This window comes from Segatella copri (assembly GCF_949820605.1).
Taxonomy (GTDB): Bacteria; Bacteroidota; Bacteroidia; order Bacteroidales; family Bacteroidaceae; genus Prevotella.
This window is the reverse complement of record NZ_CATKVU010000006.1, coordinates 2,713,520-2,728,927: the sequence shown is the minus strand read 5'-3', so window position 1 is coordinate 2,728,927 and position 15,408 is coordinate 2,713,520. Positions and strand designations below refer to the sequence as shown.

General features: G+C 41.0%; 11 protein-coding genes. 3 read left to right on the top strand and 8 right to left on the bottom strand.

The window, feature by feature from the left end; all coding sequences use genetic code 11:
• Positions 1 to 17: 17 nt before the first annotated feature.
• The 5 genes from RCO84_RS12430 to RCO84_RS12410 all read right to left on the bottom strand — a co-directional run bounded on the left by RCO84_RS12430 (position 18) and on the right by RCO84_RS12410 (position 2,948).
• Positions 18 to 1,211, bottom strand: coding sequence for an SGNH/GDSL hydrolase family protein (locus RCO84_RS12430; RefSeq protein WP_373690125.1), 1,194 nt, complete (start codon positions 1,209 to 1,211; stop codon positions 18 to 20).
• A gap of 323 nt (positions 1,212 to 1,534) precedes the next feature.
• Entirely contained in the window at positions 1,535 to 1,774 is a 240-nt protein-coding gene (locus RCO84_RS12425) for a DUF7723 family protein (RefSeq protein WP_287587764.1), read from the bottom strand.
• 121 nt (positions 1,775 to 1,895) lie between these two features.
• Complete coding sequence (locus RCO84_RS12420) at positions 1,896 to 2,162, bottom strand: DUF2442 domain-containing protein (RefSeq protein WP_118139257.1); 267 nt, start codon at positions 2,160 to 2,162, stop codon at positions 1,896 to 1,898.
• A 6-nt stretch (positions 2,163 to 2,168) separates the two neighbouring features.
• On the bottom strand, positions 2,169 to 2,369 hold the full coding sequence (locus tag RCO84_RS12415) for a DUF4160 domain-containing protein (protein WP_287624802.1): 201 nt from the start codon (positions 2,367 to 2,369) through the stop codon (positions 2,169 to 2,171).
• Between the two features lie 423 nt (positions 2,370 to 2,792).
• Positions 2,793 to 2,948 (bottom strand): hypothetical protein, encoded by a 156-nt coding sequence (locus RCO84_RS12410; RefSeq protein WP_186292194.1) that lies wholly within the window; start codon positions 2,946 to 2,948, stop codon positions 2,793 to 2,795.
• 461 nt (positions 2,949 to 3,409) lie between these two features.
• On the opposite strand from RCO84_RS12410, the gene RCO84_RS12405 reads away from it, so the two are divergent.
• The 3 genes from RCO84_RS12405 to RCO84_RS12395 all read left to right on the top strand — a co-directional run bounded on the left by RCO84_RS12405 (position 3,410) and on the right by RCO84_RS12395 (position 9,311).
• Entirely contained in the window at positions 3,410 to 4,966 is a 1,557-nt protein-coding gene (locus RCO84_RS12405; RefSeq protein ID WP_317584196.1) for an IS1182 family transposase, read from the top strand.
• A 985-nt stretch (positions 4,967 to 5,951) separates the two neighbouring features.
• Positions 5,952 to 7,205, top strand: coding sequence for an ATP-binding protein (locus RCO84_RS12400; RefSeq protein ID WP_144151336.1), 1,254 nt, complete (start codon positions 5,952 to 5,954; stop codon positions 7,203 to 7,205).
• 348 nt (positions 7,206 to 7,553) lie between these two features.
• Positions 7,554 to 9,311: an ATP-binding protein gene (locus RCO84_RS12395; RefSeq protein ID WP_287827759.1), complete on the top strand. Its 1,758-nt coding sequence runs from the start codon at positions 7,554 to 7,556 to the stop codon at positions 9,309 to 9,311.
• Between the two features lie 124 nt (positions 9,312 to 9,435).
• Here RCO84_RS12395 and RCO84_RS12390 read toward each other — a convergent pair whose 3' ends face one another.
• The 3 genes from RCO84_RS12390 to RCO84_RS12380 are packed head-to-tail and all read right to left on the bottom strand — an operon-like array spanning position 9,436 to position 15,077.
• Positions 9,436 to 10,224: a hypothetical protein gene (locus RCO84_RS12390; protein ID WP_119227559.1), complete on the bottom strand. Its 789-nt coding sequence runs from the start codon at positions 10,222 to 10,224 to the stop codon at positions 9,436 to 9,438.
• A 24-nt stretch (positions 10,225 to 10,248) separates the two neighbouring features.
• On the bottom strand, positions 10,249 to 11,844 hold the full coding sequence (locus RCO84_RS12385; protein ID WP_317585252.1) for a RagB/SusD family nutrient uptake outer membrane protein: 1,596 nt from the start codon (positions 11,842 to 11,844) through the stop codon (positions 10,249 to 10,251).
• Between the two features lie 23 nt (positions 11,845 to 11,867).
• Positions 11,868 to 15,077: a SusC/RagA family TonB-linked outer membrane protein gene (locus RCO84_RS12380; RefSeq protein ID WP_287797435.1), complete on the bottom strand. Its 3,210-nt coding sequence runs from the start codon at positions 15,075 to 15,077 to the stop codon at positions 11,868 to 11,870.
• Between the last annotated feature and the right edge of the window lie 331 nt (positions 15,078 to 15,408).

Below are 15,408 nucleotides of genomic sequence, written 5' to 3'. Positions count from 1 at the left end.
ATAGGGCGGCTTTTTTCTTACTTGACGATATCAGCGGCATAGATTCCCATCGCCTTGTAGCCTGCAGGATTCGGGTGGAGCCAGTCGTTGCTGGCATATTCCCGCTTCATCTTTCTGTCATCATTCGGGTCTTGAAGCAGCTTGGCGAAGTCTAAAATGCCATCTGCGTTCTTTGCCTGACTTCGAATCCAGTCGTTTACATAGAGTCGGGCTGCTTCGTGGAAGTAGCTGTAGTAGCCGGCACCCTTGAAAGGCGTGATGGTGCCCAGATAAACTTTCATCTTCCGGGCCTTCGCCTTCCTCATCATTCCCTGTATGCTCTCTATAATCTGGCGGGCTACCGTTTCGCTGTTGCCGCTCTTGGCAGCACCTATGTCGTTGATGCCTTCAAAGATAATTACCTTCTTTACGCCGCTTTGCATCAGAATGTCTCGGTCGAAGCGTTCCTTGGCGAGTGCCCCGAAACCGCCCGGAACGGTTACGCGGTTGTTGCCGATGCCCAGGTTCAGTACACCCTGGTTGGTTATCTTATGCTTCAGCTGCAGCATCTCCGACATTACATCGGGCCACCGGTTCTGGGCATTATCCGTAGAACATTTGCCGTCGGTGATGGAATTGCCCATGATGGCGATGGCACTCATGTTGGTGCTCATCGTATACACATCGATGCCGCTGATGTTGTACCAGTGGTTCTCGCGGAAAGCCTTTTCGAAGTTGGAGTGGGCATTGGTTACTCCCTTCATGATATAAGAGGTGGTACGTGAGCCCATGTGGACGGTAGGCACATCGGGAGCCGAGGTGTAGTTGATGGTGATGGCAACGCGCTCCAGGTTCTTGAGATTGAACTTCAGGGCATCGCTCACTATCTGTCTGCCGGCAGGGATGGTAGCCTTGTAGCTGTTGCCGAACTTGAAGTATTGAGCCGATTTGGCATCAATCTTGAAGGAGTCTTTGGCGTGAGCGATATAGATGGAGCGTATCACTACGGGTTGCATCGAGTAGATATTGCTCAGTTTCAGTCTTATCACGTCGCCTCCTACGCTTACTTTTACTATCTGGCGAACCGAACGGTTTGTCATGTTGTTATTATAGGGCATAAACGCTTTCACCACAGTCTGCGGTGCCGTAGCCCAAGTTCCAATCCATGTTTGTGCCGCCATCTGTAGTGTGTATGTGCAGATGAAGCATAGTATCATTATAAATCTTTTCACCTTGTTGTATTTTAAAAGTATATATTTGTATGTTGATGAGGTGTTGCCACTAGGCTCGACAGCTCTGCTGACTGCAGTCGGCAGAGCTGCTGACTAGGCTCAGCAGAGCTGTTGAGCCTAGTGGAAATCATCAAGAAGCAGTCTCCTTGAACCTCAGATACAGTCTCCTAGAACCTCAGATACTGACTGCTTGAACCTCCTAATCTATATCTTTGCCCCAGCGCAGTTGTATCCTTGTGCCAGATGAGCCGTCTCGTTACGTTTATTCAGCCGCATTGTTATACTTGCTCAGCTTATACCCACATATCATAAAGTCGTAATATTTAGTCATAAGCTTGCTCCATTAATTTTTTGTTTCGTTTCCAATACTTTTGAACGATGTTGATTTCTATATCATCCATATTGGTTTCTGTTACTTCACCCTCGCTTGTCATTACAAGAGCATGATATGGCGGATGTAGATACACTACACGTATAAGGCCTTCTTCGGTTTTCGAAAATGCATATCCGCAAACTATCATCATAGCATTTTCTGCCACGATTTTAATCTCTTCTTCATTCATGATAATCTATTTTTACTGACTTGATTGGAGAGTAAAGCTTCTGATGAAAGATTCTTGTTGTCCATATTTACCTCCTTATTTTAATGATTCACTTATCCTTCTGTTGCAAAAAATTCTTTTATTATGCTTGATAATAAATAGTATCTTCTGCATTTGACGGTTTGTACATGCCAGCATCTGCGAATAGTCCTTCAAAGCATAAATCTTCATCTAATTCAGGCCAATGAATACCATATCTGCTCAATACGAAAGCCTTACGCTGGGCAGGTGTGGCATTAGCAAGACGGCTCCAACGGCTGAAAGGATAGTTAGCCTTCCAGCCATTTTGGGTTTCTGCCCAAATATGGGCATCGTCAACCCAAACGCGATTTACTCTATATTGCTCCATAATATCTTATTTTTGATTAAAATATTCTTTCCATCTATCTATAATGACCGCCTCATTCTCAGAAATAATAGATTCTATCAAGGCAATATCATGCTTTTTGAATCCATGATTATAAATCTGGGTCAGAGGGGATACATTGTATTTTGCTTCATTTCCATCCTTGATAACATGGACATGAATTGGTTCATGATCATTAGAATAAAACATGAATCTGAATCCGAAAAATATGAATATTGTTGGCATCGTTTCTTTTTTCTGCAAAGATACGCTTTTCTTCTGAAAGAAGCAAAGAATTATTGAAAAATGTTTGAGAATGAGGGAAATAAAAAGAAAAAGGTGTATCTCCGCTTGCCCGATGTATGGGGCAAGAAGGATACACCTTTTTATATTATAGTTCTTTTATTTCCTTTTCAGTCAAACCGGTAATAAAAGCAATTTGCTCTATGCTCAACCATTCTTCTAATGGTGATTTAGCCACCTTGTTGAATTCGCGCAGCTGGTAGGCACACCTTTTTAGTATAATAAATCTAAAAATTTTTGGTTAGAACTCTACTTTCACATATCTTTGCACTTTAAAAAAGTGGCACATGTGCCATAAATTTTAAGTAGAGGCATCTATTCGAGCAGTCCTTAGGAAGCAAGTAAGCACAGGGAGGGCAGGTTTGTTACCTGCCCAATAGCATCCCCCGCCCTAATTAAAAAGGCGAGTGCCGCTTCTTTACTAGCAGTTGCAGCCTTTCTTGCAGCCTCTAATCTTTCTTGTCTTTTGCTATCAAATAAATCCATATTCTACCTCCTTGTTTTAAAAGTTGAACATTTCTTTTGCAAAGATTATGCAAACGAGCGCAATGTAAGCTTGCTACAGATTGTCGAGCGCCGCTAATCTTCTGCAAAGATACGCTTTTCTTCTGAAAGATGCAAGGAATTATTGAAAAATGTTTGAGAATGAGGGAAATAAAAAGAAAAACAAAAAAACCGGGGTCATCACCAGCATCGAATAATCTGGGAGAGGGCCTTACCGGGACTGCGCTGCAAAGATAATAATTAAAACGGAATATACCAAAGATCTTTTCGAAAAATTGAGGGTGTGTCATAAGTCTGTGACGCACCCCTTTTTATTTTTTGCCTTTTCACAGATACGAAATCTTTAAAAAACATTTTTATTTACAACAAAGCCCAAACTTTCACAAGCTCGGGCTTTGCCTTTCCGCAAAAGATTTGTATCTTTGCAGAAAACTTCTTTAAGTATGGCAAAGATACAAATAAAATCTGAAACTCGGCACGAATTGAGCTTTTTTCCTAACTCTTTCGATGATTATGTGCCAAAAGACAGCAAAGTTCGTATGGTGGATCGTATTGTTCGCAGTATGGACATCAACCCTCTCATGGATACCTATGATGGGATTGGTGCTCCTCCTTACAGTCCGAAGATGCTTCTAAGTTTAGTTGTTTTTGCCTATATCAATGGCATTTATTCCTGTCGTGGCATAGCGGACGCACTTAAATATGATGTTCGCTATATGTGGATTTGTGGAGGTAAGCAATTATCTTTCGCAACAATCAACCGCTTTAGATCCCATCATATGATTAAATGCATCGACTTCTATTTTGATGCGGTCGTCTCCATATTGGTTGAAAAGGGCGTGATTAGTCTGGAGGAACAATATGTTGATGGCACTAAGATAGAGTCGAAAGCAAACAAGTACACGTTTGTATGGAAGAAGACTGTGGAAAAGAACAGGGCTAAGCTCTTGGAAAAGACCTCTGCTGCATTGGCTCAGATAAAAGAACAAATTCGCCTGAATGGCGGGAGTGACATTAGGGAAGAAGACAGCGAGCCAGCCACTTCCGCCAGGGATGTAGAGAGAAGTGCACGTTTGTGTGAGAGGCAAGCTAAGAACCTTCCTAAGGCAAAACTTACAGGAAGAGAGAAGCAAAAGCTAAATACTCAGATAGATCACTTGTTCAAAGCCTCGGACAAACTGCGCGAGTATGAAAAATCACTGGATATACTGGGTGAGAGAAACAGTTACTCCAAGACTGATCCCGATGCGACCTTCATGCGCCTCAAGGAAGATGCCATGAACAATGGGCAGACAAAGCCTGCCTATAACCTTCAAATTGCGACAGAGAATCAATATTGGACGAATTTCGCCCTTTATCCCAATCCAACAGACACCCTGACCTTCAAGCCTTTTTTGGATAAGTACAAGAAAAGATATGGAAAGCAATCCAAGAGCGTCACCGCAGACTCAGGGTATGGCTCGGAGGAGAACTACGAGTACCTAGAGATGGAAGAGATGATGGGTTATGTAAAGTACAACTGGTTTCACAAGGAACAGCATAAGCCTTTCAAGGAGGATGCCTTCAACCAAGCGAACTTCTACTACAACAGGGATGATGACTATTATGTCTGCCCCATGGGACAACACATGGAACCTTGTGGACAACGGCAAACGAAAAGTGACTCCGGCTATGTGTCTGTCATTACATTATATAGAGCACAACGATGTGATGGATGTCCGCTTGGAAGTCTCTGCAAGAAATCCAAAGGCAACAGAACCATATATGTCAACCATAAACTGAATGCATATAAAAAGGAAGCCTTCCTGCTACTAACGTCTCAAGAGGGCTTGAAACACAGAAGCCAGCGACCGATAGAGCCGGAAGCTGTATTTGGGCAGATGAAGGCAGATATGCATTATAAGCGATTCAGGCATTTCGGAAAGGACAAAGTTTACATGGACATAGGGTTGTTCGGTATAGGATTCAATTTGAAGAAATATTTGGGGATAAAACGATAAAACTCAATTTTGTTTTTTTTATCGTCAGGGATAACTATGCCCTTTTGTGAGCTTTGGGGCTGTTTTGTTATCGATAAAACAAGAAAAGTAAAGTTTCTATACAATATAATAAGATTCCCTTTGTGAAGAAAGACTACGATTCAACTAGAATATATAGAAACACACACAAAAAAGGGTGCGTCACAGACTTATGACACACCCTCGTCTGTTGCTACATCGGGACGTAGGAAATGCTACGTCGGGACGTAATTTTTGCTGCATCGTTGGAGGTTTTTCGATAAAAAGCATAGAAAAACACTAAAAATTGAATAGAAAATAAGCGTTTTTGCTCAATGTTTTCAACCTTTTAGCTCCCAAAACGCCTCTAGAACGCCCGAAAATCGCTGTTTTTGCAAAACGTGGCAATAGGTGGCAATAAGGTGACAATAGAAAAACCCATTATCGTTACCTGTTATTCTCTTATTATCAGCTACTTATAATAAACGTGGCAAATGTGGCAATAAAATTGAGAAAACATGTTTCTATGCGTAAAGGATCTTTGTTTCTCAAGCATCCCATTAAAATCCGATTTGTATAAATACTATTGCCATCGTTTCTTCTTGGGAAAATATTTGAGAGAGATAAAAAGAAAATTTTCGGCGACATCTATTGTTTGGCCTTTCGATCTACATGCAGTGATTACAAAGTCACAATTCATTTGTAGAATTTCGGTTCAGGGGAGATTGTCCGTGTATAGACAATCTCTCCTGAGCCCATTTATGTCATTTTGGGGGAACGAGAAAATGGGAAAGTGACGAAAAGTGGTAAAACTACCAGTTTTTGCTTGTAAATCATGGTGAAAGCCTTCGTTTGAGTCTTTTCAGTGACGAAAAACGGTAAGTTTACCACTTTTTGATAATAAAGTTGCGCATTCTTAGATATTTTTTGTATCTTTGCAGTGACGAAAAGTGGTAATGTTGCCACTTTTTGATAATATAGTATAATTATGGATATTAAAAGACAACAATATTTAGGCCAACTAATCGCAAGTCAAAGGAATGGCTTGATTAAGATTATTACAGGTATCAGAAGATGTGGAAAGTCATATCTTCTGTTCAAGTTATTTCATGAGTATCTAAATTCGCAAGGGATTTCAGATGACCATATCATAGAGGTTGCCCTCGATGATCGCACCAATAAGGAACTGCGTGATCCAGATAATCTGTTGAAATACATCAAGGAGCAGATAACAGACAAAAATCTCTACTACATCATGCTTGATGAGGTACAGATGGTAGATGAGTTTACGGATGTATTGAATAGCTTGCTGCATATATCAAATGCAGATGTATATGTTACAGGCAGCAACTCGCATTTTTTATCGACGGATGTAGTGACAGAGTTCCGTGGTAGAGGTGATGAGATACATTTATTTCCATTGTCATTCTCTGAATACTGTGAAGGATATAAAGGGACAACAGACAATGCATGGAAAGATTATTATACATACGGAGGGCTTCCTCTTATTTTGACGCTTGATACAGATAAGAAAAAAGAAGATTATCTGAATAACTTGTATAAGAGTGTGTATCTCGTAGATGTGTTGGAACGACATACGGTAAAAAACATGGGAGAGTTTGATGAATTGCTGCGAATTATCGCCTCTTCCATTGGTGCTCCATGCAATCCAACGAAGCTTGCCAAAACATTCAAGAGTGTCAAGAATGTGGCCATTCATCATCAGACGATAAACAAGTATCTAGGTTTTTTAGAAGATGCGTTTCTTGTGGAAAAGTCCATCAGATATAATATCAAGGGGAAGAAGTATATCAACACCTTGGCAAAATATTACTTTTCGGATCTTGGAATCAGAAACGCTCTGTTAGGCTTTCGTCAGCAAGAAGAGACACATATCATGGAGAATATCATATACAATGAATTGCGTACGAGAGGATATCATGTAGATGTGGGTATGGTAGAAGTCAGAGAGCCAGACAAAAGTGGCAAGTTGATCAGGAAGCAGTTGGAGGTGGATTTTGTGGTGAATCAAGGAAGTCAGCGATATTACATCCAGTCAGCTTTCGCCATACCAACATTAGAAAAAGAGGCGCAGGAATCTGCATCACTATTGAGAATTAAGGACTCTTTCAAGAAAATAATCATTGTGAAAGATGATATCAAGCCCAAGAGAAATGAAGATGGCATCCTTACAATTGGGCTGAAAGACTTCTTGTTAGACAAAAACAGTTTAAATTATTAATGCTTAAAATATGGAAAAGTGCCATTCTGCAGGAATGAACTAATTATAAATACCACATATATTATCTTTCCATTATAACCATATCTCTGCAAAAGAAGGTGGTACACAAAGTCAGCCGTGAGAAAAATTCTTGCGGCTGATTTTGTATTACGATTGTTCTACAGGATAGTCGCATGAACGAAAGTATATAAATCAAAAACCGATTTGTATAAATACTATTACCATCGTTTCTTCTTGGGAAAATATTCTAGCTGTAATGGTAGAAGTTTTTCGGGAAAAGTTTTGGAAATTAGGAGATAAAGTATTATCTTTGCCATCAGATTCAAAAACGAATAATCAAACTGAGTTATGATAGTAAGACCAAAGCGCATTTATCGCAAGCGCATACCATACGGCATGCAGAATTTTGAGGATGTCATAAAAGAGGATTGTTACTATGTGGACAAAACTCCTTTCATAGAGCAAATAGAAGAATCCAACAAGTATTTCTTCTTCATTCGCCCTCGCCGTTTCGGCAAGAGCCTTACGCTCTCCATGCTTGAGAATTACTATGACATCAATAAGAAAGACAAGTTTGAGGAAATCTTTGGCAAGCTATACATCGGACAGAATCCTACACCGGAGCATAATACATATCTCATCATCCACCTCAATTTTGCCGAGGTAGCAGCAGGATTGGATGATTATAAGGATGGACTGGACAACCATTGTAGCCTTGTGTTCAATTTCTTTTGTGACATCTATGCACATATTCTTCCTGCCAATACCAAGGAAGGATTAGAAAAGTTAACAGATGCAGTGTCTCAACTGAGGTTTCTTTGCCAGAAATGCCAGGAGGTGGGAAAGAAGATTTATCTCTTCATCGATGAGTACGACAACTTCACCAACATGATTCTCGCCCATGAGGAGCATCTTATGAGGTATCGCAACCAGACCCACGGAGAGGGATACTTGCGCCAGTTCTTCAACACCATCAAGGGTGCGGCTGGCAATACTTTGGGCAGAGTGTTCGTTACGGGAGTAAGCCCTGTGACCATGGATGACCTTACCAGCGGATTCAACATCGGAACCAACTACTCGCTCTCACCTGACTTCAATGAGATGACGGGATTTACCGAGGAAGAAGTGAGAAAAATGCTGGATTATTACGGCAGCGTTCTGCCGTTTAATCATACCACCGATGAGCTGATCAAGGTGATGAAGCCTTGGTACGACAACTATTGCTTTGCAGAGGATAGATATGGTGAGACCACCATGTACAACTCGGTAATGGTGCTCAACTTCGTAGATAATTACATCCGAAGCAATTACCAAATCCCTAAGAAGATGGTGGAGACCAACATCCGTATCGACTATGACAAGTTGCGAATGCTCATCCGCCACGACAAGGAGTTCGCCCACGACGCTAGCATCATCCAACAGTTGGTAACCCAGGGATTCGTGATAGGCACGCTCAACGAGAACTTCCCTGCCGAGCGAATCAACGACCCAGACAACTTCCTCAGCCTGCTGTTCTATTTCGGCATGGTGACGATAGACGGAACATACAAGGGTGAGACCAAGTTCATCATCCCGAATGAGGTGGTGCGTGACCAGATGTACACCTACCTGCTCGACACCTACAAGGAGAACGACTTGGTATATGATAGATATAGCAAGGGTAAACTGGAGAGCAAACTGGCATACGATGGGCAATTCAAGCCATACTTTGAGTATATCGCCGACTGCCTGAAGAAGTACTCCTCCCAGCGAGACAAGCAGAAGGGAGAGGCTTTCGTGCATGGCTTCACCTTGGCGATGACAAGCCAGAACAAGTTCTATCGCCCTATCTCTGAGCTGGACAATGACGGCGGTTATGCCGACATCTTCCTCTCTCCGCTCTGTGACATCTACAAGGACATGGTAGATTCATATATCATCGAGTTGAAATATTGCAAGAGCCAAACCACAGATGAGCAAGTAAAAAAGCTCTTCGAGGAGGCTTCAGCTCAAATCTCTCGCTATGCGGACAGTGATATGGTCAGAGAGGCAGTAAAGACTACAAAGCTCCACAAGCTGGTGGTTATCTACCGCGGAGCGGAAATGGTGGCTTGCGAGGAGATATAAAACTATTTCAACCATACAGGTCGAAAATGTTTGAGAGAGATAAAAAGAAAAAGGTGTATCCCTTTGCCCATTGTGTTGAGCAATAAGGATACACCTTAATTATATAGTTAATGAAACAATGCTTTTATCTTGTGATTTTCAATGTTTCACGGAAATTACCCAAAGCGCCAGCAGCACAATAGTGTTTCAAAGTCAAGTAATATGTATCAGACTCAGAGTCATAACCGCTGTATCCTTGGTAATCTTTACTGCCTGGATAAACTCCTAAACTGCTTTCGTAGTCTTCTACGTATACAGGTCCATACTTCTTATGATTCCAAGCTAGCTGTTCATCAACAATAATGTTGCTTTTATTGTCTAGAGAGAAAACGATATCATTACCTTCCTCATAGCAATCTTTAATGTCGTATCCGTCATTTCCTAGTTTGTATACAACTACATTATTTGTTGAATTGAATAGTTGTGAGGTAAATACACCTGACAATTTCTCTCCACAAACAATGATTCTTTGAGAATATGTGACAGGACCATATGCAAACTTGTCCTTTTCATTTGCGATGGTAATATCTACGTCATGGATACCTGGTGTGTTTGCAACAGGAATAGTTATTTCTTTCTTGCATTCACCAGCAGCAAATGATACTTCTGAAGGAAGTGTAACTAGATTTGAACTCGTAGAAAGTTGAACAGTAGCAGCTTCCTTTGACTCACTTTCTGCTCTGCAAACCTCTACAGTGATACTCTTGTTATCCTCTGGATAGAACAATGCTCTGTCACTGGCTTCTGTAAAGTAAAAACCTGAGTTTTCTACATTAGTGTATGGATCGTAATCATAATCTTCTGTACAAGCAGTAAATGTCAATGCTGACAATGCCATGATTGCGAAACAGCTATACTTCATCAATTTGTTCATAATTTCTTGTTTTACGAATTATAATTACTTTGTGTATACATCAGAAGGGTCTGGGTTATTGTAATCTGCCAGTGCAGAGTTATTCTTCTCCTCATTCTGAGGAATAACCCAGTTCATCCATGCAGGACGACCATCTGTCTTGAGTCGAGCCAATGGAATCCAGTTGTTCCCATTATATGTGCGATCTACTGACATGTTAAGACGCTTGATGTCGAAGAATGTCTGACCTTCACCAAATAGCTCGATTCGCTTCTGCTTTACGATTTCGTTTACAACTTCTTCTGTTGTTGTTCCGCTAAAAGCATATTCTGGGTTACGCTTCAATATGGTTGTCATAACTTTAATCAAGTCTTCCTTACCCTTAGCGGCATCAAGATGAGCTTCTGCTTCAGCCCAAATGAAATACATTTCTTCTATACGCATGATTGGATAAGCTGATGCGGCACCAGTCTGATAAGAATCAGCATTACCTTCATTAGGACGGAACTTAATTGATGCGTAAGCTTGTTGCAATTTGGTCAAAATCTTCTGGTCTTTTGAAGGACCATTAGGACCGATAAATTCCTTCTTTCGGAAGTCCTTATCATCAATCTGGCTATAGAGATTGGCGTCAATTAAGTTATATGCACCAACACCGGCATAACCAAATGTTGTTTCATTACATGCCCATGAAGTCCAGTTTATGATACCTGTTTTAACGGCATCATCTTCAGATGTCTGTTTTGCGCCCCACATCCACTTTGATAGGTCATTGAAACCTTTTTGAGCATCAAGACAGTCCGACTCAGTCATTGGCTTTGAAGATGTTGTAGTGAATGCCAGCTTTGCATACTTAGCAGCATTCGTATAGTCTTCAAGCCACATATAAAGGCGTGCCTTTAAACCATATACACACGCGAGGTCTGGCAAGATGTTTGTTTTTTCTGTTGAAAACTTAATGTATTCTTCTGCTTTGTTCAAATCGTCCTCAATGAACTTTGCCATATCAGCACGTGTTGCACGTGGATTTTTGCGTGCATCGTTCTCGCTAATTGCGTCTGTTATGATAGGAACAGTAAGACCAGCAACATCCTTTCCGTTTTCATTTACCGACTTAACTTTCTTGTTGTCAAGGAACTCGTAAGTACGAGCTAGGTCAAGATAACAGAATGCACGGAAAGCACTGGCAATGCCGTAGTAGCCTTTCTGATCATCTGTACAATTGTTAAGGTCTATGGCTGCAATAACCTTGTTGGTAGTCAAGATAAAGCCATAGTAATAACTCCAAGGGTAGTTTGCGTAGATATAACGCTTGCCCATGTACTGATCGCATGCATAATTTTTAAAGTGATCATTATATTTTGTACCAATAGAACGGTCGCCAGTTTGCAAATCACGGATAATCATCATGGCACCATAGCCGAATGCTCCATGCCAATTTTTTTCATCTATGAGACTTTCATCTATATGATTGAAATATGCTGGCATTGCATATACCAATGCTCTTGTGGCAGCACTTGACGCACTTGCTTGATCTTGGGTTGCAAAGTGTGTTGGCTCAGTCTCGTCTTCGCAACTTGTAGTTACAAGTGCGATAGACAAGAGGCTAGCTCCTAATATATATTTATGAAATCTTTTCATATTCTATGTTATCTTTTAGTTTGTTAGAATGAAACTGATACACCACCAGAGATAGTGCGGATTGGTGAATAATATGCAGCAGTTGTTTCACCTGAGATAGACTGACGTGGGTCAAGACCCTGACGCTTTGACCACAACCAGAGATTGTTGCCTTGTACGTAAAGACGAACTTTAGTAAGACCGATACTCTGAATCAACTGCTTTGGCAAAGAATAACCAATAGTGAAGTCCTGAAGTGTCAAATATGATGCATTTGTCAAGAAACGATCAGACTGTGACGCTGTGTATGTGTCGTTGAACTGGATACGTGGAATATTAGAGCCTTTATTGTCTTCGCTCCAAGCATTCAGCATATCAGCGTGGAAAATATGACCATTGTCAAGTTTCATAGCTGATGCGTATGTACTATCATATACCTTACCACCAATCTGATAGGTAAAGTTTACTGACACATCAAGTCCCTTCCAGGTTAAGTTTGTTCCGAAACCTCCATATACAGGAGCAAGGGCAGTACCACAAAGGTGCTCTGTAGCTTCGGAGTACTTGTCGGTTTTTTCTTCGCCTGTTACGTTTCCATTAGCATCCTTTACGTCTTTCCAGTAAAGAGCTACTCCTGTTTCGGGATCCACGCCTGCATACTTTGGCATATACCAGTTGTAAAGTGCCTTGCCTTCACCGATAAAATAGTTGGTAGAAGCATAACCTCTAATACCATCAACGGTTGCTGTCTTACGTTCTTCAGGCAAACGGGTAATCTTGTTGCCGTAAGTGGTAAGGTTCAAGTTGATTCCCCATGTCAAGTCCTTGGTCTTGATGATAGCTCCATCAAAAGTGAACTCAAAACCTGAGTTGCGCATATCACCAATGTTTGCATAATAACCACCATAACCAAAAGAAGTTGGTAATGGGAAGTAGAATAACATATCTGTAGTCTTACGATAGAAGTACTCAATACTACCAGTCAAACGACTTCTGAACAAACTGAAGTCGATACCGGCATTGAAGTTGCCACCCTTTTCCCATGTGATATCTCTATTACCCATAGTCTTAGGAACCAATGATGGTTGGCCATTAGAGTTCACAACATCATAAGTATTCTGGTAGAGGTAGCGATCCCATCCATAGATTGGGTCTTGGATGTTGTCATTACCCTGCTCGCCATAGGAAGCCTTTAATTTCAACTCATCTATCCAAGATACATTGAAGAATTTTTCCTTAGAAATTAACCATGCTGCACCGAATGACCAGAAATTACCCCAACGGTTCTCTGGTGCAAAACGTGAAGAGGCGTCACGACGGTAAGATACAGAACCGAAGTACTTTTCTGCATAGTTGTATTGTACACGACCAAACCAACCTTCCGTATTATAGTCATCTGAATAAGAGTCTGCAGAACCGGCATTCACTGCTGCTGAAAGTTCTGGAATATCGAATGAATACATGTTGGTTTTGTATGCATCGAGAGACTGATAACGAGTACGATAATACTCATGACCCAACATGATGTCAACATCATGCTTGTCAAATGCATGATGCCAATCCAGCAACTGCTGATAGTTGTAAGACCATCTACGTGTATGAGCCTTTGTTACCTGACCATTTGATGCTGCATACTGACCATAATAAGGGTTGGTTGTTAATGTTGAACGAGCCTCAGAGTCCATTACGCTATTTGTAGATGTGAACTTGAAATCGTTCAAGAAGCGAATCTCTGCGAAACCTACAGCATTAAATGTGTTGCTCTCCTGATTATGAGTGTCAAGTTGGTTGGAACTTAATGGGTTTGCCTGTGAAATATATGGACGAATCATTCCATTAACTTCTCCATCTCCATAGTCGTATACATTAAGCTTAGCCTCCGAGTTGTAGAGGATATTACCTTTGCCATCGCGTACATACAGAGGATAAATTGGAGCTACAGTTGTTAAGGCAAACACGTTGCCTGATGAACCTGCTGCTCCATCATCATCTGTACTGAGATAGTTGGTGTTGGCATGTGAGTAGCTGAAGTTACCACCCATCTTCAACCATGGGCGCAACTGAAAGTCTGCCTTCAAACGACCTGTAAAACGCTTGTAATTAGAAGCTTTTGTGATACCATCATTGCTCAAATAGTTGGCAGAACCATAAAAAGAAGATTTATCTGTGCTTCCTGTTGCAGTGATTGCATACTCCTGGCGCAAACTGTTCTGATATGTAGCATCTGTCCAGTCATCTGGAGTAATCATGAAGTCCTGGCCTTTGTAGTTATAAACACGACCTAGTGTAGCGTTAGGGTTGATTCTACCATTAGAGCCAATCAGATATTGACCGTCTGGTACGGTATATACGTTGTAACCCAATCCGTAATCGCTATCAGAGCAAAGATTCTCGTTTGCCCATGCTACAGCAGACTCGTTGCCCATACCTTGTGCCTTTGCGTAATTGTAAAGGCCCTTGTACCAAGTCTCATAATATTTAGCAGGGCTCTTGACATATTTGTAATCCTGTGTAGCACGTGAGTTTGAACCCCACTTTGCATCTACGGTGATTGATGAAGAACCTTCCTTGCCAGTCTTTGTTGTGATGATGACTACACCATTGGCACCACGAGCACCATAAAGAGCGGCAGAAGCAGCATCCTTCAATACTGTCATAGAAGCAATATCGTTAGGGTTGATATCATTCATGTCTCCATCCCAAGGAGAACCATCGACAATAACCAATGGGGTGCTACCAGCATTGATTGAACTGATACCTCGAATACGGATTTTGAAATTTTCAACACCTGGCTGACCAGTTTGCGTGTTAATCTGTACACCAGAAACTTTACCTGTCAAAGCCTGAACTGGGTTTGAGTCTGCAACCTTAGCAATATCTTCTGTTTTCATGACTGCTGCTGAACCTGTAAAGGCACTCTTCTTTGCAGTACCATAAGCTACAACAATGACTTCATCCAAAGCCTTGTTGTCTGGATTCATAACAATTTTCATGTTAGATCCAGCCTTAACAGTTTGAGAGTTCATACCAATATATGAAATCTCCAGTTTGGCTCCTTCTGGAGCGGTTAATGAGAAGTTACCTTCAATGTCGGTAACCGCACCGGTCTTTGTACCCACTACTTTGATAGATGCACCAATGACTGGTTCACCATCCTCTGCAGAGGTTACTTTACCGGAAACTTGAGTTTGCGCCAACGCCATTCCTAAACTAAGGAAGAGGCAGGCAATAAACGTCATGAGTCTTTTTTCCATAAATCTCTCTCGTTTAATTAATTAATAAATATATAATGTTTTATATTTCTTTCTCACTACATATCCTCCCAACTTTTGTTGAGCGTGGGGACTCATTTCTTGTCTCCAACTCTTATCCCGAACTGGTGGGGGTGGGTATGTTGGCATACCTTATTATATATAAGGAAGTATCTCAAACTTCACTAAATTTTAATAATATTTTTAATCGGCTGCAAAAATAAGCATTTTTTAGGAAATCACCAAACTTTTTTCTAGAAAAGTTGCACTTTGCTCGACATTTTATTATAAATATGCGGTTTTTATACACTTTTGCTTATGAAAAACAAGCGAA